Origin of the sequence: Aquipluma nitroreducens (assembly GCF_009689585.1) — a bacterium.
Taxonomy (GTDB): domain Bacteria; phylum Bacteroidota; class Bacteroidia; order Bacteroidales; family Prolixibacteraceae; genus Aquipluma; species Aquipluma nitroreducens.
On record NZ_AP018694.1, the window covers coordinates 3,254,743 to 3,278,411 of the forward strand.

At 42.4% G+C, this 23,669-nt stretch carries 17 protein-coding genes; 12 read left to right on the forward strand and 5 right to left on the reverse strand.

Annotated elements, in window-relative coordinates; genetic code table 11:
- Positions 1–39: 39 nt before the first annotated feature.
- Together yccS and AQPE_RS13635 are read right to left on the reverse strand one after the other, a co-directional pair.
- Positions 40–2,208 carry a YccS family putative transporter gene (gene yccS / locus AQPE_RS13630; RefSeq protein WP_318347053.1) on the reverse strand — a complete coding sequence of 723 codons (2,169 nt, stop codon included), beginning with the start codon at positions 2,206–2,208 and terminating at the stop codon, positions 40–42.
- A 303-nt stretch (positions 2,209–2,511) separates the two neighbouring features.
- Positions 2,512–3,384, reverse strand: coding sequence for an AraC family transcriptional regulator (locus AQPE_RS13635; protein ID WP_318347054.1), 873 nt, complete (start codon positions 3,382–3,384; stop codon positions 2,512–2,514).
- Positions 3,385–3,541: 157 nt separating this feature from the next.
- Between AQPE_RS13635 and AQPE_RS13640 the strand changes: the two genes are divergently transcribed.
- The 12 genes from AQPE_RS13640 to AQPE_RS13695 all read left to right on the forward strand — a co-directional run bounded on the left by AQPE_RS13640 (position 3,542) and on the right by AQPE_RS13695 (position 18,857).
- Positions 3,542–4,801 carry a DUF6807 domain-containing protein gene (locus tag AQPE_RS13640; RefSeq protein WP_318347055.1) on the forward strand — a complete coding sequence of 420 codons (1,260 nt, stop codon included), beginning with the start codon at positions 3,542–3,544 and terminating at the stop codon, positions 4,799–4,801.
- Positions 4,802–4,820: 19 nt separating this feature from the next.
- Positions 4,821–5,747: a ThuA domain-containing protein gene (locus AQPE_RS13645; RefSeq protein WP_318347056.1), complete on the forward strand. Its 927-nt coding sequence runs from the start codon at positions 4,821–4,823 to the stop codon at positions 5,745–5,747.
- A gap of 24 nt (positions 5,748–5,771) precedes the next feature.
- Entirely contained in the window at positions 5,772–7,151 is a 1,380-nt protein-coding gene (locus AQPE_RS13650) for a Gfo/Idh/MocA family protein (RefSeq protein ID WP_318347057.1), read from the forward strand.
- A 282-nt stretch (positions 7,152–7,433) separates the two neighbouring features.
- The gene (locus AQPE_RS13655; RefSeq protein ID WP_318347058.1) at positions 7,434–9,488 is read left to right on the forward strand and encodes a DUF2264 domain-containing protein; all 2,055 of its coding nucleotides are present in this window, start codon (positions 7,434–7,436) and stop codon (positions 9,486–9,488) included.
- Between the two features lie 247 nt (positions 9,489–9,735).
- Positions 9,736–11,142, forward strand: coding sequence for a putative oxidoreductase C-terminal domain-containing protein (locus AQPE_RS13660; protein ID WP_318347059.1), 1,407 nt, complete (start codon positions 9,736–9,738; stop codon positions 11,140–11,142).
- Positions 11,143–11,426: 284 nt separating this feature from the next.
- A complete protein-coding gene (locus AQPE_RS13665; protein ID WP_318347060.1) occupies positions 11,427–11,957 on the forward strand; it encodes an O-acetyl-ADP-ribose deacetylase in 531 nt (176 codons plus the stop codon).
- 132 nt (positions 11,958–12,089) lie between these two features.
- Entirely contained in the window at positions 12,090–13,436 is a 1,347-nt protein-coding gene (locus AQPE_RS13670; protein WP_318347061.1) for a TolC family protein, read from the forward strand.
- Between the two features lie 31 nt (positions 13,437–13,467).
- Entirely contained in the window at positions 13,468–14,739 is a 1,272-nt protein-coding gene (locus tag AQPE_RS13675; protein ID WP_318347062.1) for an efflux RND transporter periplasmic adaptor subunit, read from the forward strand.
- 129 nt (positions 14,740–14,868) lie between these two features.
- The gene (locus AQPE_RS13680; protein ID WP_318347063.1) at positions 14,869–15,615 is read left to right on the forward strand and encodes an ABC transporter ATP-binding protein; all 747 of its coding nucleotides are present in this window, start codon (positions 14,869–14,871) and stop codon (positions 15,613–15,615) included.
- A gap of 99 nt (positions 15,616–15,714) precedes the next feature.
- A complete protein-coding gene (locus AQPE_RS13685; protein ID WP_318347064.1) occupies positions 15,715–16,935 on the forward strand; it encodes an ABC transporter permease in 1,221 nt (406 codons plus the stop codon).
- Between the two features lie 120 nt (positions 16,936–17,055).
- Positions 17,056–18,144, forward strand: coding sequence for a sensor histidine kinase (locus AQPE_RS13690; protein ID WP_318347065.1), 1,089 nt, complete (start codon positions 17,056–17,058; stop codon positions 18,142–18,144).
- Positions 18,141–18,857, forward strand: a complete 717-nt coding sequence (locus AQPE_RS13695) for a LytR/AlgR family response regulator transcription factor (RefSeq protein WP_318347066.1) — start codon at positions 18,141–18,143, stop codon at positions 18,855–18,857. Before AQPE_RS13690 ends, AQPE_RS13695 begins: the two co-directional genes overlap by 4 nt.
- Positions 18,858–18,932: 75 nt before the next feature.
- On the opposite strand, the gene AQPE_RS13700 is transcribed toward AQPE_RS13695, so the two are convergent.
- The 3 genes from AQPE_RS13700 to AQPE_RS13710 form a co-directional block, all read right to left on the reverse strand.
- Complete coding sequence (locus tag AQPE_RS13700; protein ID WP_318347067.1) at positions 18,933–20,687, reverse strand: tetratricopeptide repeat protein; 1,755 nt, start codon at positions 20,685–20,687, stop codon at positions 18,933–18,935.
- 90 nt (positions 20,688–20,777) lie between these two features.
- Positions 20,778–21,416: a deoxynucleoside kinase gene (locus AQPE_RS13705; protein ID WP_318347068.1), complete on the reverse strand. Its 639-nt coding sequence runs from the start codon at positions 21,414–21,416 to the stop codon at positions 20,778–20,780.
- A gap of 132 nt (positions 21,417–21,548) precedes the next feature.
- Positions 21,549–23,663 (reverse strand): prolyl oligopeptidase family serine peptidase, encoded by a 2,115-nt coding sequence (locus AQPE_RS13710; RefSeq protein WP_318347069.1) that lies wholly within the window; start codon positions 23,661–23,663, stop codon positions 21,549–21,551.
- Between the last annotated feature and the right edge of the window lie 6 nt (positions 23,664–23,669).

The following is a 23,669-nucleotide window of genomic DNA, read 5'->3' on the forward strand; positions in this document are numbered from 1 at the left end:
AACAGAAGGATTGTCATATTAAGCCAATTCATGCCTGGGCTACCTTTCATCTAACCTGAAGATTTCTATCTGTTTGAGCAATTGTCCGCTTACTTCAGCAATGTTATAGAGAAGTATAAATTGTTGTTTTTCAATTGTTTTTTCAGATTGATCGATGTGCAAACGGATTTCCTTTAACATGTTTTTGATGAGCGCCGGATTTTGGTTTTTCTCTTGCGTTAGCTTTTGAATGGCTTGCTGCAAGGCTTTCGTAATCTCGGCAGAAAATATCAGCAACTGGGAGTCGCTAGTCCGTTCCTGCCCACGGTGTGCCCCCAAAGCCGAAATGTAGGAAAGTAAAGCATGATTTAGATAAGTTAAGGTAAATGCCTTTTCCATAAATTGCTGTTGCTTTTTCGGTTCAACTTGCATATCCTGCCAGGCTAAAGCCAAAGCATTGTCTGCACGATGGGCCTCTCGCCGTGCAAGCCGGTACCCAAAATCGTCATCGGTTTCACCCGATTCGTACTCGTTTAAAACGGCCCGGAAGTACCCCAGATTCTTTAGGAGCGTATCTGAAAGTAATGAAGGTAAACGCTTGTATTGCCAGTCGGGCCATAAAAACCTCACCGTAAAAAGTGCCAAAGCCGATCCAATCAAGGTGTCGGCCAGGCGTGGGAGCATGAGTGCAACCCCTTGGTTGGCCGTCAGATTAAAGGCACTCAATACAAAAATGGTAATGAAAATAACCGAAACCGAATAGTTTCGCTTCATCCAGATAAAGAATTGGTAGGCAGCGAACAGCATCAACAACGATTGTCCGGCCAACGTGGGCAATAAGCTGATCAGGACAACCGCAGCCACCACGCCGGTAAGGGTTCCCAGGATGCGCTGTTCGAGTTTGCGGCGTGTCTGGCTATAACTTGGCTGGCAAACAAACAAACTGGTCAGTACAATCCATTCCCCTTTCGACAAATCGAAAACCCGGGCAATTGTAAATCCAATCAGGAAACACAAGCTTAACCGAATGGCATGTCTCAGTCGCGGATTGTCCCAATGAAGCTGATCGGTTAACCGTTGCAACAACGAGCGGTCGTCTTTTGCCAACCTCGGAGTCAGGCTTCGCTGGTGTTCGTCGTTCAGGTTTTGCAGCGAAGTATTTGATCGTGAAAGGTTTGTGATGAGTAGCGAAAGTTGTTGGTTGCTTTCAGTTCCGTATTTCTCCAGTTGATCGTTTAGCGCATTAACCGTCCATGCCAGCGAAACCGGATGACGATATGGAATTCCTGTCAGCAAACTGTACGATAGTTTTTTAGTTGCTTCGGCTAGTTGTTTCAGCAGTTGCCCGATTCCTTCCATGAGTTGTTGGTTCGCCGGATCTTCACTAAGCACGTCGTAACGTTCGTGGCTCGAAGCCGCCCGTTCGTGCAAACTCTGTAAAAGCATAAAATAGCGAAGGTAAGGAATCAGCGGAGTATCGTCTTTCAGCGCATTGCTGTAACTGTTCAGCACTTCCTTGCAGCGGTCAAGCGCTTCAACAACCTGCACGTTGAGTAATGCCAGCCTGTTTCGGATTTCACCTTGTATCTTTTTGTCGCTCGGGAACAAGCGGGCTTTTTCATTCATGTAGTTCGAAAGTGTAACAAATCCGCGAGCCAGTTGCTCGTCGAGCAGACGCCAGGGATGGAGAAACAACAATCCCAGCGACAATAACCCATAAAACAAAGCTCCGGAAGAAAGTAACAACGGTTGCAAGTACCAGATCGGACTATTTGGAACACCAATCATGGCATAAATACCAACCAGTATGGCCCCGAAAGTAACTCCGCGGTAACGTTCTCCCAATCCTCCAACAATCAAAAAGAAGATAGTCGACACTGCCAACCCAATTCCTAAAAGAACCGGATAATTATAAAGCAATTGCACTGCCATGCTGGAAACACCAAAGCTAAATACTTTGAGTGCAAGCGATTTAATACGGCCTTTGGGATGGTCGTCGGTTTCCGACAATGCTCCGGCCACAGCTCCCAGAGCCAGTGTAACTGCAAAAACGGGTTTCCCGGCCAGCATAAAAGGAACGGCCAGCAATGCAATGGCAAAAATTGCTTTAACAGCCATCAGCCGGTTCGGGTCGGACCAAAAGGCACGCCTTGCAGGCTCGTACCATGCTTTATTTTTTACAGAGATTCCTAATTTGGAAAAAAAATGATAGTCTTTGCCTTTAGCCATTGAGATTTGAATGTTGCTGCTGTTAGCACAAATTTAGTAAATCTATGCTCAACAAACTCTACGGGTGAATTTACAAACCGGAGCCAACTTTGTTCCTGATGATTTGGTGTTTTATCAAAAATGATTTTTTAAAACTTACAATTTGAAAATACAGACATTGCCAAAACCCCTAAATCCCCTGAAGGGGACTTAAAAGCCGCCCCTTCAGGGGAGGTTTGGAAGGGTGACATGAAGGTAAACTCACAATTTGAAAGTTTCATTTATTAAATTTTGACTTTTGTTAACGACACCCTCAGTTCAATTCTAAACAGTTGCTTTGATAAATTGTTGCTGATACTCGCCCGGCGTATATCCGGTTTGTCGCTTGAACATCCGGTTAAAATTCGAAATGTTGTTGAATCCGCACTCAAAGCAAATCTGCGATATCGACAGGTGGTTTTCGATCAGAAGTTTGCAGGCATAGCCAATGCGCATTTCATTTACAAAGAAAATAAATCCTTTGCCCGTTTTTTCCTTGAAATAACGGCAAAAAGCTGCCGTGGTCATCCCAATTTTGGTGGCAACTTCCTCCTGTGTAATTTTTCGCTGGTAGTTGGTGTTAATAAAGTGCATGATTTTGTCGAGCCGGTTGTTCAGTTCTTTGTGTTCTTCCAATAAATACGCTTTACTGGCCAGGATGCGGTAATTCTCTGTTCTGGACATTGTGTCCATCAGTTTGATGAAATAGAGCATTCGTTCCAATCCATTCAATTTCAGGAGTCGCTTTAGCATTCGTCCAATTTTTTCTCCTGAAGTTTTGTTGAAGTGAATTCCACGGGCTGCTCTTTTCAGGAGTTCATTAATGCTATGAAATTCAGGATACGAATTGATTTCGTCCCTAAAAAAGTCTTTGTGAAACTGAACAACAATTGCGTTTACATGGCTTGCATTCTCCGCTTCGCCCGGAACATCACTTTTCCAGAAATGCGGAAGATAACTGCCCATCAGCGTAATGTCGCCTTCCTGAAAGGGTTCCACGCTGTCGGCCACAAATCTTCTTCCTGAACTTTTCAGTACATAAACAATCTCAAATTCGCTGTGAAAATGCCAGGGGTAGGTAAAGTGCGGAAACTCGTCCCACTTGACCTTCAGCATGGTGCGCGGGGCAAAGCTCACCTGTTCGTGCATGATTTTCATTAGCGGAAGTATTTGAGATCTCGCAAAAATAGTATAAATGCCTGTTAAAATAATACTGGATAAACTGTCGTGTAACAGCTACTTTTGATTTGATCCTGCAAACCACAACTGTAGGCTTGAAGCATCACGCTTTTTACTAAACGTAAATTGTAAACACATGAGAATTCCAATAAGCTTTTTAATAGTTCTGTTTGCCTTTCAGGTTTCTGCTCAGGATCTGCTCCGATTTGAAGTTGCTGCCGGAAACACCGACCGGATCGATTGCCCGGTCAGCCTGTCAATTGATCAGTTAAATTACAATACCGATTCGCTGAAACTGGCGCTTTTCGAAATTAAAGGGAAGACCGAAACCGCAGTTCCTTTTCAGTTGGAAACCTCAGCCGGAGCCAAAGTCTGGTTTATTTTAAATGGACAAACACTTAAAAATACCAAACGCGCTTTCGTTTTCCGGAAAACGGTGTCGCCGCAAATTTTTAAATCCGGAATTCGGGAGGTTCAAAAAGATGGTGCGTTGAGTTTATTTTCAGGAGAAAAACCAATTCTGAGCTACCAGATTGAACCCGTGAATCCACCCCAAGGGGTTAGTCCGTTTTACAGGCGCTCGGCTTTCATCCATCCGGTTTATTCTCCGGAAGGTGAAGTGCTGACCCGCATTCAGGCTCCTGACCATTATCACCACTACGGAATCTGGAATCCATGGACTCTGACTTTCATTGGCAAACGTGAGGTTGATTTCTGGAATCTGATGAAAGGTGAAGGAACTGTACGTTTTGCCGGATTGATTTCTCAGGTTGAAGGCCCTGTTTACACCGGGTTCAAATCACTTCAGGAGCATATCGATTTTGGTGCACCGGGTGGCGACGCTGTGGCGATGAATGAATTGTTCGATGTCCGGGTCTGGAACATTGCCAATCAGCGCTATCTGTTCGACTATGTGAGTACGTTGAATACTCCGCTTGATTCGGGAATTCTGCTGGCAGCCTACCGCTATGGTGGGGGAATTGGGTATCGCGCAACCGAAAAATGGAACAAAGACAACAGTTCTGTTTTAACTTCGGAAGGAAAAGTTCGCAGGAATGCGGATGGCAGTAATGCCAGATGGTGCATTATTGAAGGCGAATCGGGTACCAAAGAAGGCCGTTCAGGAATATTATTCATGAGTTTTCCGGCCAACCGGATGCATCCCGAACCGATGCGTGTGTGGCCTGAAAGCCAGAATGGACGCGGCGATGTTTATTTCGAGTTCTGCCCGATCAGGCACAAAGACTGGAAAATAGAAAAGGGTAACGTTTACACGCTTCGGTATCGCCTGGTTGTTTTCGACGGGAAAATGACTCCGGAAGAAGCTGAAAACTACTGGCAGGCATTTGCCAATCCTCCACAGGTGGCGATTGTCAATAGTACAACTAAAAAGTGAAACAAGAACCAACACTCAAATGCTAACCCATGTACAAAAAATTGTAATTACCATTTCAGTTATTCTTTCTTTTTGTTCGGTTAAAGCGCAACTGAAAGAATTTGCGCTGACTGATGAATGGATTCAGAAAATTGAGAAGCTGGCACCGGTAAAGTCTGAAGTTCAGCCGAAGAAACCTCACAGAGTGCTTGTGTTCAGTTTATTTACGGGGTTCGATCATTGGGTTGTGCCGCACACCGATGCGGTTATGAAAGTTTTGGCTGAAAAAACCGGTGCTTTCGAGGTTGAATTCAGTAAAGACATTTTTCAGTTCGAAAAGAAAAACCTGAAAAAATATGATGCCGTTGTTCTGAATAACAATTGCTCTGTTGGTCCCCGCAGAGATTTGCTGCTTGATGTACTGGATCAGGATAAAAGTTTAACCGACGAACAGCGCAAAAAGAAAGCCGCCGAACTGGAAGCGAACCTGATTAAGTACGTGAAAAAAGGCGGTGGGCTGATGGTTGTGCATGGTGCAATTGTGATGCAGAACAATTCAATGGCTTTCAGCGAAATGGTTGGCGGAAGTTTCGATTACCACCCGGTACAGCAGGAAATAACACTTGAATTGTGTGAACCGAACCACCCTTTGGTGAAAGCATTTGAAGGAAAACCTTTTGTACATACCGACGAACCTTATTTGTTCAATAAAGCGTACACGCAGAAGAATTTCAGGCCTTTATTGTACATGGACACTTCAAAGCTGATTAAGAAAACCAAAGAGATTGATGAGAAAATTAAGTATGTTTCCTGGATCAAAGGGTTTGGGAAGGGAAGAGTTTTCTATGTTTCACCTTCGCACAATGCGCAAAGTTTTGAAGACGCAGGGCTTTTAAAGTTTTATCTGGATGGTGCTCAATATGTGTTGGGCGATTTGAAATGCGATGATTCTCCTGCTAAATTGTAATGACCTAATCAAAAACGATAACTTATGGAACGACGTAATTTTTTGAAAAAAGTGAGTGCCGGAACTGCCGGTGCCATTATTTTACCAACCATTATCCCGTCGAGTGTGATGGGAAAAAATGCACCTAGTAATAAAATCAACATCGGCCAAATTGGCTGTGGCCGCATTGCCCAGGGACACGACATGCCTGGAACTTTGCAGCATGATGTTGCCCGCTATATTGCGGTGAGTGACCTCGATAAAAATCGAATGGCTGATGGAAAAAAACTGGTGGAAGATTACTACAAAAAGAGAACTGGTCAGGATAATTACGTCAACGTGAAAATGTACGACGATTACAAAGAGATGCTCCTGAATAAAGACATCGATGCCGTGGTGATCAGTACGCCTGACCATTGGCATGCACAACCCGCCATTGAAGCTGCTTTGGCCGGGAAACATGTTTATGTGCAGAAACCCACCTCTTTAACGGTTGCCGAAGGCCGAATCATGGCTAACATTGTCAAAGAGAAGGGCATTATCCTTCAGGTTGGAACTCAGCAACGTTCGTCAACACAATTCCGTGTGGCTGCCGAGTTGGTTCGCAATGGCCGCATTGGTCGTTTGCATACCGTAAAAATTGGATTGCCGGGTGATCCTTCTGGTCCTGAAGCTGCTGAAATGCCTATCCCAAAAGGTTTCAACTACGACATGTGGTTGGGCGAAACTCCATATGTACCTTATACTGAAATAGGTGTTCATCCTCAAAAGGGATACGATCGACCGGGTTGGTTACGTCGCGAACAATTTGGCGCCGGAATGATCACAGGATGGGGACAGCATCATTACGATTCAGCTGCATGGGGAATGGATACCGAATTAACGGGCCCGATTTCGATTCAAGCAGTTGCCGAATTCCCAAAATCAGGTTTGTGGAATGTTCACGGCGATTTTATGGCCAAAGCCGAATATGCCAACGGAATAACCATGTACACCAGTGGCGGCTACCCGAATGGAATTCGCTACGAGGGAACCGAAGGATGGATCTTTGTTTCGAGGGGCGACTATGTGGCTTCGGCCAGCGATCCGGTTTCGAAAGGACAAAGAGCGAAGGCTTTGGATGCCAGCGATCCGAAAATTCTGGAATCAGTTATCGGCGAAAACGAAATTCACTTGTACAAAAGCGATGAGCAGCATGGTAACTGGCTCGAATGTATCCAAACAAAGAAGGAACCTATTTCTCCTGCTGAAATCGGGCACCGGGCTTGTACCATTTGTTTGATTACACACATTGCCATGAAACTGAACCGCAAACTGAATTGGAATCCGGGAACTGAACGTTTCGAAAACGACGACCAGGCAAACGCCATGCTCAGCCGTCCGGAACGTTTCCCTTATGGAATTAGCAATATCAAAAGGAAATAATCGCAAAAATCCCTGTCCGTCACATAAATGTGACGGCAAAGGATATTGCTCTGATCGGCTAAATTGCTTATTCGTAGCATTATCCTTTGCCGTTGGCTTCAGCCAACGGACAGAATACTGATAAAGAAAACCGTCCGCGCAGAAGCCTTTTCAAGGCAAAAACTCCTTTCGGACGGAATGGTAGTGGCATATAAAGTGTTTACAAAAGTGCACTGCACTAAGCGGTTTCGAACCGCTTAGCGCCTACAGCAGATATCAAATTTAAAACTTAAATATTTTAACGTGAAGAAAGCTTTTGAAGTTCAAAATCCCGATCTGGAGTTGAGTCCATTTACCGGGATGTCGAAAAAACATTACATCGAATTGGCAAAGTACCTGCTGGAAAGGACATTTGAACATGTTGGCTCGATTGAAACGCCATTGACATTTCCATCGGTTCCCGGTAAAACCTATCCAGAGCCAAATGCTCCGGACTGGCGATATAAATCGGCCGATTTTGAAGCACTCGAAAGGACGTTTACGTTGGCAGGGCCGCTAATCCATATCGATCCTGAGACGACGATCAAAGGCATCAATCTTCGCGATTATTACAGTCTGCAAATCTATAATGCATTCACTCCAGGTCATTCCAACTCGCTGCCATTGCCTGAAGAATTGCCTGACTCCAATTATCAGTTTACCTGCGAGTTCGGTGGTTTGTTTAAAACGTTGCTGCTGATGCCCGAAACCATTTGGTTCGGTTATACCGAAAAGCAAAAGGACGAGATGGTGGTCACCATTTCGAAATGGGCACACCATAGGACAACCCAAAACAACTGGCGTATTTTCAATATAATTACCCTTTCGTTTCTGAAAAAATATGGATATGAAATTGACGACGAGCTACTGAAGAGTCACCTTTTGTGGGTAGCTTCTTACCATTCGGGCAATGGTTGGTACCTCGAACAGACTTACAATTACTATTCAATCAGCTTGTTTATCGTTTATACCACCATTTGGAACCGGACATTTGGTGACGAATATTATCCTGAAGTGGCCGCCATCATTGAAAAGTCGGCTCAAAAATTAATGGAATCACTCACCAGTTTCTTCGGACGGGATGGCTATATCAATATGTGGTCGCGCAGTATTTGTTACCGCACATGGGTTTCAGGAGCATTCCCCGTGGCCTTTATGCTGAAAGACAAAACCTTGTTGGATGCCGGTTGGGCGCGGAGACTTTGTTCAGGCTCGTTGCTGCAATTTGTTACACGCGAAGAATTCTATGACAACGATATCCCAAGTCTTGGTTTCTACGGACAAAAGGAATACATGATACAAAACTACAGTTGTGCCGGAAGTCCGTTCCTGATGTTCCTGCCATTTATCTGCCTCGCTTTGCCCGACGATTCGCCGTTCTGGACAGCCAAAGAAAATGAAGGAATGTGGGATACACTTGGAGACGAATCGAAAAAAGTAGTTCTTGAAAGTCCGGGGCTAGTGCTTGTAAATCATGGGAAAACAGGGACTTCCGAAATCATTCCGGGGAAAGTTTACTACGACGATCCGAATTATTCCAAACTTGTTTACAACACACATTTCCCCTGGGAAGACCACAATCCGCAGGGTGGAACGTCGATGGAGTACAGTTACCGCAGCCAGGATCCAAGAGATGTGCGGGGCGATGATGTCAATTTCTACCTTACCGGTAAAAAGGTTGAAAACGATTCAGAAAAAAACCGTTCGTTTACCATTTCGCAAAGCATGTTTTTCAACGGTGTGCGAAAAAATGTTTTATACCGTCAGGCCATCATGCGCCGTCCGCCAAACAATGGGGTGGGGTATATCATCGATTTGGCCGAAATTACAATTCCGGGCGGAGTAATTCGTGTCGACCGTTCGCGGCTGGCTTTTGAATACGAATTAACGCTTGGGCATTTCGGAATGCCGCATATAGATGGCCAAAAAGCTGTTGTTAATCAGTTCGAACTTGGCGACAAAAAGGTGATCACCGCATCCATTCCCGGAAGAAGAGTTGCCTTGATAACCTATCACGGATGGGACAAGTTGGATAGTTTGGTACACACCAACCGGAATGCTGAGGCTGATGAAAGCACAGTGATCTACGCCTATAAAAAACGCATGGCCAAAAATCCGCCGATGGAATTGATGATCAGCGTGATGATACATCGAATGGATAATCAGGAATGGACAGAGGAAGAATTGTCGCCGATTAAGGATATTCAGATCATGGATATTACACCGGAATATTCGGCTTTGGGTGCAACGATTACGCTTTTCAACGGCGAAAAATATGAAATCGATTTTAAAGACATCGATGGGAAACGATCGTGCTAATTTCTATTTCGTTGCCATCAGCAACTTTGTACAAATGTTCTGAGATTAAAAACTATAACATGCAGATTGTAAGTGGAAAATAGTCATTAGTCATTCGAAATGTAACTTTTAAACTTTTCCCAATGACTATTGACTTTTCCCTGTTGATATGAGAGTAGTAAAAAACCTAAATCCGGAATTCCTGTTTTCTTCCGAAGAATATTTTATTTTTGTGGATAATAAATCAGACAACCCTAATAATTAAACCATGTATAAAAACTTAATTCCTGTGCTGGCAATGGCAACGATTTTATCGGCTTGTGGCGGAGGCGGACAAAAGCCAGCCCAAAAAGAACAAGCAGCAGCTAAATTTACCGGTGCCAAAGGCGAAGTGAAATTAATGACGCTCGATCCTGGACATTTCCATGCTGCGCTTGTTCAAAAGTCGATGTACGAACAAATCGATCCAACCGTTTATGTTTATGCTCCTGAAGGTGAAGATGTAGCTCAACATCTGGGACGCATCGAAGCATTTAATAAACGTGCAGAAAATCCAACGGCATGGATCGAGAAAGTATATACAGGGACTGATTATCTTGAAAAAATGCTGACCGAAAAGCCGGGCAACGTGATGATGGTTGCCGGAAACAATGCAAAGAAGACCGAGTACATTCAGAAAGCAGTTGAAGCTGGTATCAATGTTTTTGCTGATAAACCCATGGTAATTACTCCTGAAGCTTTCCCTCTTTTAGAGCAGGCTTTCAAAACGGCTGCTGAAAAGGGAGTTTTGCTTTACGACATTATGACTGAACGTCATGAAATTACCAACATTGTTCAGCGCGAGTTGGCCAACACACCTGATGTTTTTGGAGGATTGGTAGATGGTACCGTTGATGAACCCGCTGTTGTTATCGAAAGTGTGCATAATTTCTGTAAAGTAGTTTCTGGCGTTGCGTTGAAACGTCCGGCCTGGTTTTTCGATATTACCCAGCAGGGCGAAGGAAATGCCGATGTTGCCACACATCTGGTCGATTTGATTCAATGGAGCGCTTTCCCTGAAATCATCCTGAATAAAACCGATGTTCAGATGATTTCTGCCAAACGATGGACAACCGATTTTTCTCCGGAGCAATTCGAGAAAGTAACCGGAATGAAAGAATTTCCTGAGTTCCTGAAGAAAGATGTCGCTGATGGCAAACTGAAAGTGTATGCCAACGGTGAAATGGAATATAAGTTGAAAGGCAAAGTTGCAAAAGTCACTACTTTGTGGGATTTCGAAGCTCCGGAAGGCGCAGGAGATTCTCATTATTGCCTGATGCGTGGAAAATTGTGCAACGTGTTGATTAAACAAACCAAAGAAGAGAAATACAAACCAACGGTTTACATTGAAGCAACTGGCGCAACCGATTTAGCTGCATTCGAATCCGGCCTGAAAAAAGCTGTAGAAGAGACTATTTCAGCCAAATATGCCGGTCTGAAATTAACAAAATTGGCTGACAAGCGTTGGGTTGTCGAAATTCCTGATTCGTTTAAAGTTGGTCACGAAGCTCATTTCGGTCAGGTAACCGAACAATACCTGCAATACCTGAAAGATGGGAAATTACCGGAATGGGAAGTTCCAAACATGATCACGAAATACTATACGACTACCGAAGCCTTGAAAATGGCGAAATAAGTTACAAGTCAAAAGTATAAAGATGGTTCGTTATGAACCGGAAAAGGTCAGGATTTTATGAACGTGAATTCCTGACCTTTTTGTTTTCTCCGTAGGAGATTTATGTCAATAAAATACATCTTCCCAATGGAACCAGTTTCCCGTAGGGAATCAACTACCTCTTGTTGATGTCCTGACGGACAAAAAGCTTTCTGGTAATCTGTTTTCTATTGTCTTTGATGTCCTGACGGACAATGCATCTTTGGCCGGAAAACTGTAACTTTAGCTATTCTAAAGCGATCATCATGGAAGCCATTTTAACCCGGGTAAAACTTCTTCAAGGCGACATCACTAAACTCAACGTTGATGCGATTGTGAATGCAGCCAATTCTTCGCTTATGGGTGGTGGAGGTGTTGATGGCGCCATTCATCGTGCTGGCGGACCGGTAATTTTAGACGAATGCCGCCAGATTGTTGCCCGTCAAGGCCGTTGCGAAACTGGTTGTGCAGTTATCACTTCGGGAGGAAATCTACCTGCTAAATTTGTGATTCATACGGTAGGGCCAGTTTGGCACAGAGGAAGCTGTAATGAAGATCAATTACTTGCCAATGCTTACTTAAATTCACTCAGATTGGCTCTTGAAAATGGCATTGAAACCATTGCTTTTCCTAACATCAGCACTGGTGTATATGGTTTTCCAAAGGAAAGGGCATCGCACATAGCCATTGAATCAGTAACTCAGTTTTTGTCCGAAAACGATCAGATCAAACAGGTTTATTTTGTTTGCTTCGACGAGGAAAACTACGGGTTGTATAATTCCTTCCTTAATTACTAGTTTTCGGGCAAAATCGGTCTAACTTAAAATCGTCCAATCCGTCGGTAAAAACCGCCTAAACGTCTATTGCATTTTAGATAGTTATAAAGCCAACGTAGTTTTGGTTCAAAATAGTAACAAGCAATAGAAGTCATGAAAACAATTAAATCAATTCGAACAAGTGTACTGATCGCCGGATTCCTGATTCTCATTTCAGGATTTACCGGTAGCGCACAGAACAAAATCTGGACACTGGAAGAATGCATCAACTATGCGTTGAGTAAAAACATTCAGATACAGAAGTCAGGTTTGGCAAACGACAGAAATCAACTTTATTCCGATCAGGCACAGGCCAATCGTTTGCCTTCGGTTAGTGCATCGGTTCGTGAAAACTTTAACTGGTACAAAGGATTCGACTCTACAACAGGTACTTACGGAAGCAGTAGTGGCGCTAACAGTACCAACTATTCGCTGAATTCAAGTGTGTCGTTGTTTAACGGACAGAAACTGACCAATAAGATTAAGCAGGCCGATCTCGATTTACAAAGCGGACATCTTTATTCTGAAACGGTAAAGGAATCGGTTGGTTTGAATATCCTGAATGCTTACCTGCAGGTTTTGTATGCTTACGAAAGTGTAAGTAATGCTGAAAAGCAAATTGTTTCGACAACAGAACAGCTAAATTTATCGAAAGAGCGAATGGATTTGGGTGTTATCTCAATGTCAGACTATTTGCAAATCAAATCGGAACTAGCTTCTGAGAAGTCAACCTTGGCTTCAGCTCAAAGTCAGTTGTCGATGAGCAAGGTTACACTGATGCAGTTGATGGAATTGCCGGTTGATTCAAATTTCGATATTAGTTCTCCGGATCTGAATAAATTGCTGATCGAATCAGCTCAGCCTGATGCCCAGGAAATTTACAATCTTGCATTGGGCATAAAACCACAAATTAAAAATGCTGAATTGACCAAAGAAGCTGCGATGATTGATGTGGAAATTGCCAAAGCCGATGCGCTGCCAAGTCTTTCGATGGATGCTGGTTTATCAGCTGGATATTCGAGCCTGACTAAAAATTCGGGTTACACTCAGCAGTTAAAGGATAAAATGAATCCATCGGTTGGGTTATCGCTTTCAATTCCAATTTTTCAGAAGAAACAGATTAAGACGAATGTTGCGATTGCGAATATCTCGGTATCTGATGCTGAACTCGATGAGATCAATACCCGAAATGAACTTCGTAAAAATATTGAGCAGGCTTGTGCTGACATGGTTTCAGCAAAAAGCCAGTATTTAGCCAGCCAGGAACAAAATCAATCGACCCAGGAATCGTATGATGTGACAACCGAAAAATATAATCAGGGATTGATTAACTCGGTCGATTTCCTCATTCAAAAGACCAACCTGATTACTTCGGAAAGCAACTTGTTGCAATCGAAATTCAAGATGATTTTTAGCTATAAAATAGTTGATTTCTACAAAGGTATTCCTTTGACATTGTAACTAAGAATTAAGAACAATAATATATATCATCATGAAAAAAAGTATAATATACATCGGATCGGCAGTTATCGTGCTTGCCGCAGGTTTTCTGATTTATAAAACAGTCGGGAAAACCAAGCAGAGTGTTTCGATTGAAACAGCCAAAGTTGAACGTGGAACCATTAGCAATACAGTTACCGCAACAGGTACACTCGAAGCTGTTAAAACAGTAGAAGTTGGTACACAGGTTTCAGGAGTAATCGAAAAATTATTTGTTGATTACAATTCTCAGGTAAAAAAGGGCCAGCTTTTGGCTCAGTTGGATGAAACACCGCTGATTGCTCAGCTCGATCAAAGTAAAGCATCGGTGGATCAGGCTGAGGCGCAGGTGAAATACCAGAAAGCAAACTATGAACGATACAAAGCTCTGCTTGCAAAAAAGCTGATTGCGCAATCCGATTTCGATTTGGCTGAATATAACTACAACAATGCATTGGGTTCGCTAAATAATGCCAAATCGATGTACGATAAAAATAAGATCAACCTATCGTATGCCCGCATCTATTCGCCTATTGATGGTACTGTACTTGATCGCGCTGTTGAAGTTGGACAAACAGTGGCTGCAAGCTTTAACACACCAACTCTTTTTACCATTGCCAACGACCTTACACAGATGCGTGTGGAAGCTAAAGTTGATGAAGCAGACATAGGTCAGCTAGTTGATGGTCAGCATGTTGAGTTTACAGTTGATGCTTTTCCGCTCCGGAAATTTAATGGCGAAGTAACTGAGATTAGGCTCCAACCAATTACAACCAACAATGTAGTTACTTATACCGTTGTTATTGGAGCTCCTAATCCTGAAAATATTCTGAAACCAGGGATGACAGCAAACGCTAATTTCTTTGTTACCGAAAAGAAGAATATTCTTTTGGTTCCGGCAAAAGCTACACGGTTTACTCCTGATCCTGAAGCCTTGGCAGCTTATATGCCACCAATGGGTCCGGAAGGAGCAAAGGCAGCTGAGTTTTCTGCACCACCAATGCCACCAGTGGGCGAAGGTGCAAGCAATGATTCGATCCATACGGTTTGGATAAAAGGAAGCAATGGCGCACTCCATCCGCAAAAAGTTACTGTTGGGGTAACCGATGAAATAAATTACGAAGTTGTAAAAGGATTGAATGAAGGAGATGAAGTTGTTACTTCAATAACTACAACTGGGTCAGAAACCAAAAAAGGAAAAACATCAACAAGTTTTTTTAGGCCACCTGGAAGTGAAAAGAGAACTGCAACCACAAACACACAACGAGGTGGTCCACCACAATAGTCCAGACAAAATAATCGGATTAAAGTTGACATTCAAGAGGATAATTAAATCGACATAATTCGGAACTTGCTTTTTTTAACCTCCCCTGGTGGGGGAGGTTTGGAGGGGGGCTTCAAAAAATATAGACAGATGAAAAAGACAATTATAGAGGTTCGGGACCTAAAGAAAGATTTCCATGTAGGAGATATCACGGTTCATGCCTTAAGAGGAATTAACCTTGAAATTAAGGAAGGCGAATTTGTAGCCATTATGGGCACAAGCGGTTCAGGAAAGTCGACGATGCTGAATGTTTTAGGGTGTCTTGACAAGCCAACTTCCGGAAGCTATTTGTTGGATGGGGTAAGCATGGCTGAGCTTTCGCGCAATGAACTGGCAGGCTTGCGGAACATTAAGTTGGGCTTTGTTTTTCAATCGTACAATTTGTTGCCGCGAACCACTGCGCTCGAAAACGTCGAACTCCCGTTGTTCTACAATTCGAAAGTAAAGCCTAAAGAACGCAAAGAACGGGCGATTGCAGCTTTGGAAGCCGTAGGACTTGTCGATCGGATGCATCACATGCCAAACCAAATGTCAGGAGGACAACAGCAGCGTGTGGCCATAGCCCGGTCGCTGGTGAACGATCCGGTGGTAATTTTGGCCGACGAAGCTACCGGTAACCTCGACACACGAACTTCATACGAGATCATGGCATTGCTTCAGGATTTAAATTCGAAAGGCAAAACCATTGTATTTGTGACCCACGAACCCGACATTGCCAAGTTTATGACCCGCGAAGTTGTATTTCGTGATGGGCATATTATTCGTGAAGGTATGGTTACTGATAGGCACAATGCTGCTGAATTACTAAAAACTCTTCCGGCGGAAGAAGTGGTTTAAGGGAAAGTTCGGAGTTTAGAATGCCTAAAGTTTGAGTTTTAAACTCTAGGCACTCCCAACTTCGAACTCCGAACTTATAATAAATAAACACTTGAAGTCATGAACTATACAAATACAATAAAAATATCGATGAATGCTTTGAAGCGTAATAAGTTCAGGGCATTCCTGACCATGCTTGGGATCATCATCGGGGTGGCGTCAGTAATTGTGATGCTTGCGATTGGGGAAGGATCGAAACGTAGTATTGGGAATCAAATGTCGAGCATGGGAACCAACCTGATTATGGTTATGCCAGCATCGCAACAAAAAGGTGGCGTAGCATTGGGAAACTCGAATGCCCAAAGTATGACATTGGATGACATCAAGGCAATAGAAAAAGAGTGCCCGGCACTTTCTGCGGTGTCTCCTGAAGTGCGTGCGAGCGGACAAGCTGTTGTGGGTAATTCAAACTGGCCAACTTCTATTTACGGAGTCAACAACAAGTATCTCAATATCCGCAAATATTCCATCAAATCGGGACGAGGTTTTACGGATAAGGAGATTCTGACTTATGCCAAAGTCTGCCTGGTTGGGCAAACCATTATTGAGAAGCTGTTTGAAGGGAAAGCCGATCCGGTTGGACAATCGATCAGGTTTAAAGGTATACCGCTTTTGATTATTGGAGTATTGACAGATAAAGGCGAAAACGGCATGGGACAGGATCAGGACGACTTAATTATAGCGCCATACACTACTGTTCAGAAACGTATCCTGGCCATCACACATATTCAGGGTATTTATGGTTCGGCCGTAAGCGAGGAAAAAAATAGTGAGGCAATTGCCCAGGTTACCAATTCGCTTCGCAAAAGCCATAAACTAAAAGATGGTGAAATTGATGATTTTCAGGTGCGGTCGCAGGCTGAATTGGTACAAACATTCTCGTCGGTGATGGATGTATTAACATTGCTCTTAGGGGCAATTGCCGGAATCTCGTTGTTGGTTGGAGGTATTGGTATCATGAATATCATGTTTGTGTCGGTTACCGAGCGAACCCGCGAAATTGGATTGCGTTTGTCGGTGGGTGGCCGGGCCTATGATATTATGATGCAGTTCCTGATCGAATCGGTTCTTTTGAGCGTATTTGGAGGAATAATCGGGATTGTTTTTGGGATGTTGGTAACTTATGTGGTTACGTCAGTATTAGGCTGGGGCATGATTATTATGCCGGAAGTACAAGCTTTGGGATTCCTGGTTTGTTCGGCTATTGGTATATTCTTCGGCTGGTATCCGGCACGAAAAGCATCAAACCTGAACCCGATTGATGCGTTGAGGTACGAATAATTCTGATCTTTGCGATTTTACTATTTACGATTGACAATTTGAATACCAGTCAATCGTAAATAGTAAATCTTTAAATGGTAAATTATTTTTTGAGTGCTAACTTTGAAAAAAAAGTCATAAATGGGTAAATTAATATCATTCTCCGATAAATGGATTAGGGTAACGCTTCACACAATCGTATGGATCGTTATAATACTTTTTGCGCTATACTTACATAATTCATTCGGAGGTGGTAATATAATGCGTTTATATGGGTTTTATCTGCATACCTTTTCTGCCGCAATCATTTTTTATGTAGGTTATCTTTGGTTGGTCCCTCGTTATTTTGTCAATAACAAACAGTTAACCTATTTACTTATTCTTGTTGCTTTTATACTGGTAACCCATTATGTTGCCACTTATATAGAACGGACTTTTTTAACTGACCCCATTGCTGATGCGAAATTCCGCGAAGCCATGAAAATGCTAAATGGTAAAGATGACGGTCCGAAGAATGGGGATTTGTTTGGCATCCTTAGTCATTTTATTACGTCATTGTTGCTGTCTGGATTTGCCATTGGCCTTGGTTTAATGGAAAAGTTGAAACAGAACGAAAAAAAGCAGAAGGAACTGGAAAAGGAAAAGCTGAATTCGGAACTGGCATTCCTGAAAAATCAGGTGAGTCCGCACTTTTTCTTTAATACCCTGAATAACATTTACTCATTGATTGGCATCGACGGGTCTACTGCCCAGGATTCGGTATTGAAACTGTCGAAGTTGATGCGATATCTGCTTTATGAATCGGAACATGGCGAAACTCTGATGAGTCACGAAATTGATTTCATGAACAATTACATCGACCTGATGAAGTTGAGGCTGAGCCCAAAAGTTGAATTAGTGATCGATTTTCCGGATAATTTTTCTGATTTTACTATTCCTCCGTTGCTTTTTGTGCCGTTTGTCGAAAATGCATTTAAACATGGAGTTAGTCATCGTGATCGTTCATTTATTCATCTTCGGATGACCATAGAAAACGATCAGATTAATTTTGTTTCCGAAAATAGCATTGGCAAAAGTAGCCAGACAGGTGATATGCAACACTCCGGAATCGGTCTCGAAAACGTACGAAAACGGCTACATTTGTTGTTTCCCGACAATCACAAACTAACCATTGAAAGCGACGAGACCATTTTTCGCGTTAATCTTTCAATTAAAAAAGCAAAGGTATGAAGCTGAGAACTATTGCCATAGATGATGAACCGCTTGCCCTCCGGTTAGTGAGCGATTACATCAGCAAAACACCTTTTTTGGAATTGGTCGGCGCTTTCGATAATCCGCTGGATGCCATCGATTTTCTTTCAGCGGAATCGGCTGATTTGATTTTTGTTGACATTCAAATGCCCGATTTGACAGGAATTGAATTTGCCAGAAGCCTTGAAAAGGCGCCCAAGATCATATTTACCACAGCTTACGAAAAATATGCACTGGAAGGATTCAAGCTAAATGCGATTGATTATCTGTTAAAGCCATTTAGCTACGAAGAATTCCTGAAAGCGGCACAGAAGGCCCGGAAGCAATCGGAACTGGAGTCAAGTGTACTTCCGTCGATTGAAGCAAACAGTCAGTTTCTGTTCCTGAAGTCGGAATACAAAATACGTCGCATTAACTTTAACGATATTCTTTACATCGAAGGACTGAAAGACTACATCAAAGTTTATACAACAGGCGAAGACAAACCGGTTCTGTCGCTGAATTCCATCAAATCGCTCGAACAAAAATTGCCTGAAGATCAGTTTATGCGGGTTCACCGCTCGTTTATCGTCAACCTCAATAAGATCGACACCATCGAGCGCAGCCGTATCATTTTCGGCAAAACCTACATTCCGGTAAGCGATCAGTACAAAGACAAATTTCAGGAGTACCTGGACAAAAATTTCTTATAGTTATTGAATTACCTGTGTTAAACAAAAAGAGCGACTCATTTGAGCCGCTCTTTTTGAGTTATAATCGGTATGCGATTATTTTACGATTTCTTTGAATTGAGCTTCGTTGAAATATTTAGCAAACTCCATGTCGGTAGCTGCTGTTTTTTTCAATTCAGGTTTCAGTTCGATTGCTTTTTTCAGGCTTTCGTACATCAGGTTTTCTTTAGCTGTGCGTGCGCCAACTACTGCCTTGAAGTATTCTTTCCAGTAGCAACCTTGCCATGTGCAGTTTTCCAGCGATTTTAGAGCGCCGTTGTTGTCGCCAGTAAGGATTTTAGCTAAACCAGTGTTTGGAGAATCTGAATCGCCCAGATATTTAACAGCTTTAGCGTAGTCGCCTTTAATGATGCTTAGAATTCCAAGGTTGTTGTTTACAGCATCGCCAGCGCCTGAAGCAGCTCCGAAATAAGTTTCAGCTTTAGCTAAGTTGCCTTCTTTCAATTCGCAAACCCCTAGGTTATTTTTAATGATTGGCTCATTGTTATTCAACTTTTCAGCTTTTTCGAACAAACTCTTAGCGTCGGCATATTTCTGCTGTTTTACCAAAACCATACCTGCATTGTTGTATCCTCTCCAATCGTTTGGATAAATTTTCATGAACGAATTGTAGATAGCCAGTTGTTTGTTGGCTTCTTTAGTTAAAGTAGCAGCATAAAGCAATTCGGCTGGGTTCAGTTTCGATGGATCTGAATCGGCCAAAGCAGCAATTTCTTCGTCAGTTTTGCCAATCAGGTCGATGCTGGTAGTGAATTTTGAACGACGTAATTGTGGTAAAATTTCGGCAGCAACACTTGTGAAAGCAGCTGAAAGGTTTTTGATTTCGCGTTCACGAACTTCAGGATCGGTGTACATTGAAAGTACACGAAGGATCAATTCTTTATCCTGAATGTTTGATTTGCCCATCATTTCTTTGAATCCGTCCCAGTCTTCAGGAGTGAATTTAGTCTTGAATTCGGCTTCAACTTCGTCTTTTTTCAATTCTTTGGTTAAGAATTTTGAAGAAACGTCCATACGTTTTTCAGCCAGTTTGGTGTTCAAATCCAAAGCTCCGTCAGGTGAAGCGTACGAAGAAACTTCGATGCTTTTAATTTTTTTCCGTGGATCTTTAGCCGCTTCCTTATTGTATTCATTCAAACGGGCAATTTCTTCCTTGGTCAATTCTTCTTTGCGGATATCTGCTTTGTTGATCAGGTATTTGATGTCAGCAGTGTATTCGTCAGGAACAATGCGCTGGAAAGCATCGATGTTTGGATCATATTTCCCGGTGTTGTTTTTTTCGCGGGTTACACCAATAATTGGAGTTGGGTAATTTACAACCAATGTTGGAGTTGCAAGTACACCTTTAGCCAACTGGATCGGGGCAAAGTCAACGCTTTTTACACCTTGCGAAGCTGTAATTCTCAGTTCGAGGTTCGATAAACGCATTGCTTCAGCATAAGGAACTGCATCTTTATAGGCAAAGCTTCCGCCACCATTCAAGGTGATCACTTTGTTATTGGCTTTTACTTTTTCGCCCTGAAGAGTTACAGGTTCAAAAGCTTTTTCGCCACCATCGTATTTCAATACCGGAGTGGCCACCAAGGTAACTTTCTTGGCAAAATACTTAGCAGGGAATTTGCCATCAATGGCAACATCTACTTTCCCGGCGTGAGTTTCAAGGATTTCAGGCGTTGTTTTGAAATTGATCAAGTTTGCGTTCTTTTTCATCTTTTGCAAACTGGCACAGCTGGAAAATAGCACAGCCGCCAACGCAACTAAAGCAAGTGGTTTTAAGTTAATTCTACTCATAATGTGTATATTAAATTTGAAGTTGGTGTAATACAATGAATATGTACAAAATTAGTAATGTTTCCTTTAAATAAAAGCATTAAAATGGGTTTAATCCAATATTACCCGTGTTACCCCTTTGTTAAACTGATTATTGAATATTGTGTTTGTTAGTCTTTCAAAGTCAGCCGGCCTTCCAACAAAATCTATACCATTGGTGTCAATAATTAAAATTGGGAAGTCGGTTTGTTGCCTGAAATAGCCAAAATACCCCTGTGAAATCTTTTCCAGATACTCTTTTGTAATGAAAGCTTCATAGATTCTTCCTCTTTCAGCAATATTCTTCAATAGCAAATCGACGTCTTTATGCAAATAGACATATAAGTCGGGTTTAGGCATTTTTTCATAGATGATGGTAAAGAATTGTCGGTATAAGTTGTATTCGTCTGGTTGTAAGGTGTTTTGAGCGAATATAAGCGATTTCATAAAGTAATAATCAGAAATCGTAAATGGACTGAACAGATCGAGGTGACTGAGTTCACGATTAAGTTGGTTGTATCTTTCAGCAAGAAATGCCATTTCGAGCGGAAAGGAATATTGTTCCTGATTTTCGTAGAATTTGGGCAGAAAAGGATTATCGGCAAATTGTTCCAGTACCAGCTTGGTTTTGTACTTTTCACTAATCATTTGGGCGAGTGTTGTCTTCCCGGCTCCAATATTTCCTTCTATAACCAAATAATTTAAGCTCATAATCAGGGCATAAAAAAAATCCCGGGTGTTGTTTTCCGGGATTTTAAAAGTACAATATTTTGTGAAAAGAATAGGAGAAAGTCAATAGTCATTGGAAAATTATCTAATAGCTACTTTCCGAATGACTAATGTCTATTTCCTTATTTCCATTCCTAAATGATAGAAAACAAACGACCAGACATCGGTATATTCTTCAATAACCTTGGCTGTTGGTTTTCCTGCGCCATGACCAGCTTTGGAATCGATACGCACCAAAAGAGGTAATTTATTTCCTGCGCCATATTCCTGAAGGCGAGCCATGTATTTAAACGTGTGTGCCGGAACAACCCGGTCGTCGTGATCTGCAGTAGTTGCCAGTACTGCCGGATAGGCTGTTCCTTTTTTAATGGTATGGTATGGCGAATAACCATAAAGGTATTTAAACATTTCTTCACTGTCTTCGCTGGTTCCATAATCGCCTGCCCAAGCCCAGCCAATGGTGAATTTATTGAAACGAAGCATATCCATTACACCGACCTGCGGAAGTGCTACTTTAAACAATTCGGGACGTTGATTGGTAACCGCACCAATCAGCAAACCTCCGTTTGATCCACCCTGAATAGCCAGTTTTTGGCTTGAAGTGTATTTCTGGTTAATGAGGTATTCGGCTGCACCAATAAAATCGTCAAAAACATTTTGCTTTTGCAATTTGGTTCCTGCCAGATGCCATTCTTCCCCATATTCGCCACCACCGCGAAGGTTAGCCATGGCAAATACTCCGCCATTTTCGATAAATGCAATGCGGGCCGAAGAGAATGAAGGCGTCAGGCTGATGTTAAATCCACCGTAGGCATAGAGAAGTGTTGGGTTTTTACCATTCAATTCCAATCCTTTTTTGTTAACAATGAACATTGGGATTTTGGTGCCGTCTTTGCTGGCATAAAATACCTGGTTCACCTCAAAATCATCGGGATTAAACTTCACTTCAGGCCTGAAATGGAGTGATGATTGGTTCGTTGTAAAATCATATTTGTAAACTTCGCCCGGAGTGTTGAATGAAGTATAGCTGTAGAATGCCATTGTGTCATTTTTCTTTCCCGAGAAGCCGCCAACGGTGCCAATTCCCGGAAGTTTAATTTCCTGATCCAGAGCTCCATCGTACGAATAAAGTTCTGTTTTGCTATGTGCATCAGTCATGTAATTCACAACCAGTTTGCCAGCAATCATGCTAACCGATTCCATCACATCTTTTTTCTCCGGAATCACATCTGCCCAGTTTGCTTCTTCTGGTTTATTGGTATCGATTTTTATCAGACGATATTTAGGCGCTTTGTAGTTGGTACGTACATAAAGGTTGTCGCCAATGTTGTCAACCGGATTGAATTCAGATTCATAACTGTCTAACAGATTGATAAATTTGCTATTTTTTTTGCTGAGGTCTTTAAAATCGAGCGCATTCCCATTTGTCCCGATGCTTTTTGAAACCAACAGGAAGCGTTTGTCTTCTGTTAGTCCGGCACCAAACATGAGTTTCGGATTTTTCGGATCGCTCACAATCAGTTCGTCTGCCGACTGGTCGGTACCCAATTTATGAAAATAGACTTTTTGAAACTCGTTGGCTTTCGAAAGTTCGCTGCCAGCTTCTGGTTTGTCGTAAGCGCTATAGTAAAATCCATCGTTACACCAACTTGCTCCTGAGAATTTAACCCATTGAAGATGATCGGAAAGCAATTCGCCAGTTTCGATGTTTTTAACGAAAATCTCGTTCCAATCGGAACCAGACTTGGCTACCAGATAAATCAGGTATTTCCCATCATTCGAAATTTCAATTCCTGAAAGGGCTGCGGTTCCGTCGTTCGACAAGGTGTTAGGGTCGAGCAAAACAGTTGGTTCGGCAGCCAGATCGGGGGTCATATACAAAACACTTTGGTTTTGCAGCCCATTGTTTTTATAGAAGAAATATTTGCCAGCTTCTTTAAATGGAGTTCCGTATTTTGGGTAATCCCACAATTCGGTAAGGCGGGTTTTGATCTGATCACGATATGGAAGTTTATTAAGGTAATCGAACGTTAATTTGTTTTCGGATTTTACCCATTCGGCTGTTTCGGCAGAGTTGTCGTCTTCAAGCCAGCGGTAAGGATCTTCAACTTCGGTTCCGAAATAAGTGTCTTTTACATCGCCTTTCTTTGTTGGCGGATACTGGAGTGGTTTTTCAGAGCAGGACATCATAAATGACAGTGCTAAAAAGGAAATAATAATTCGTTTCATAAAATA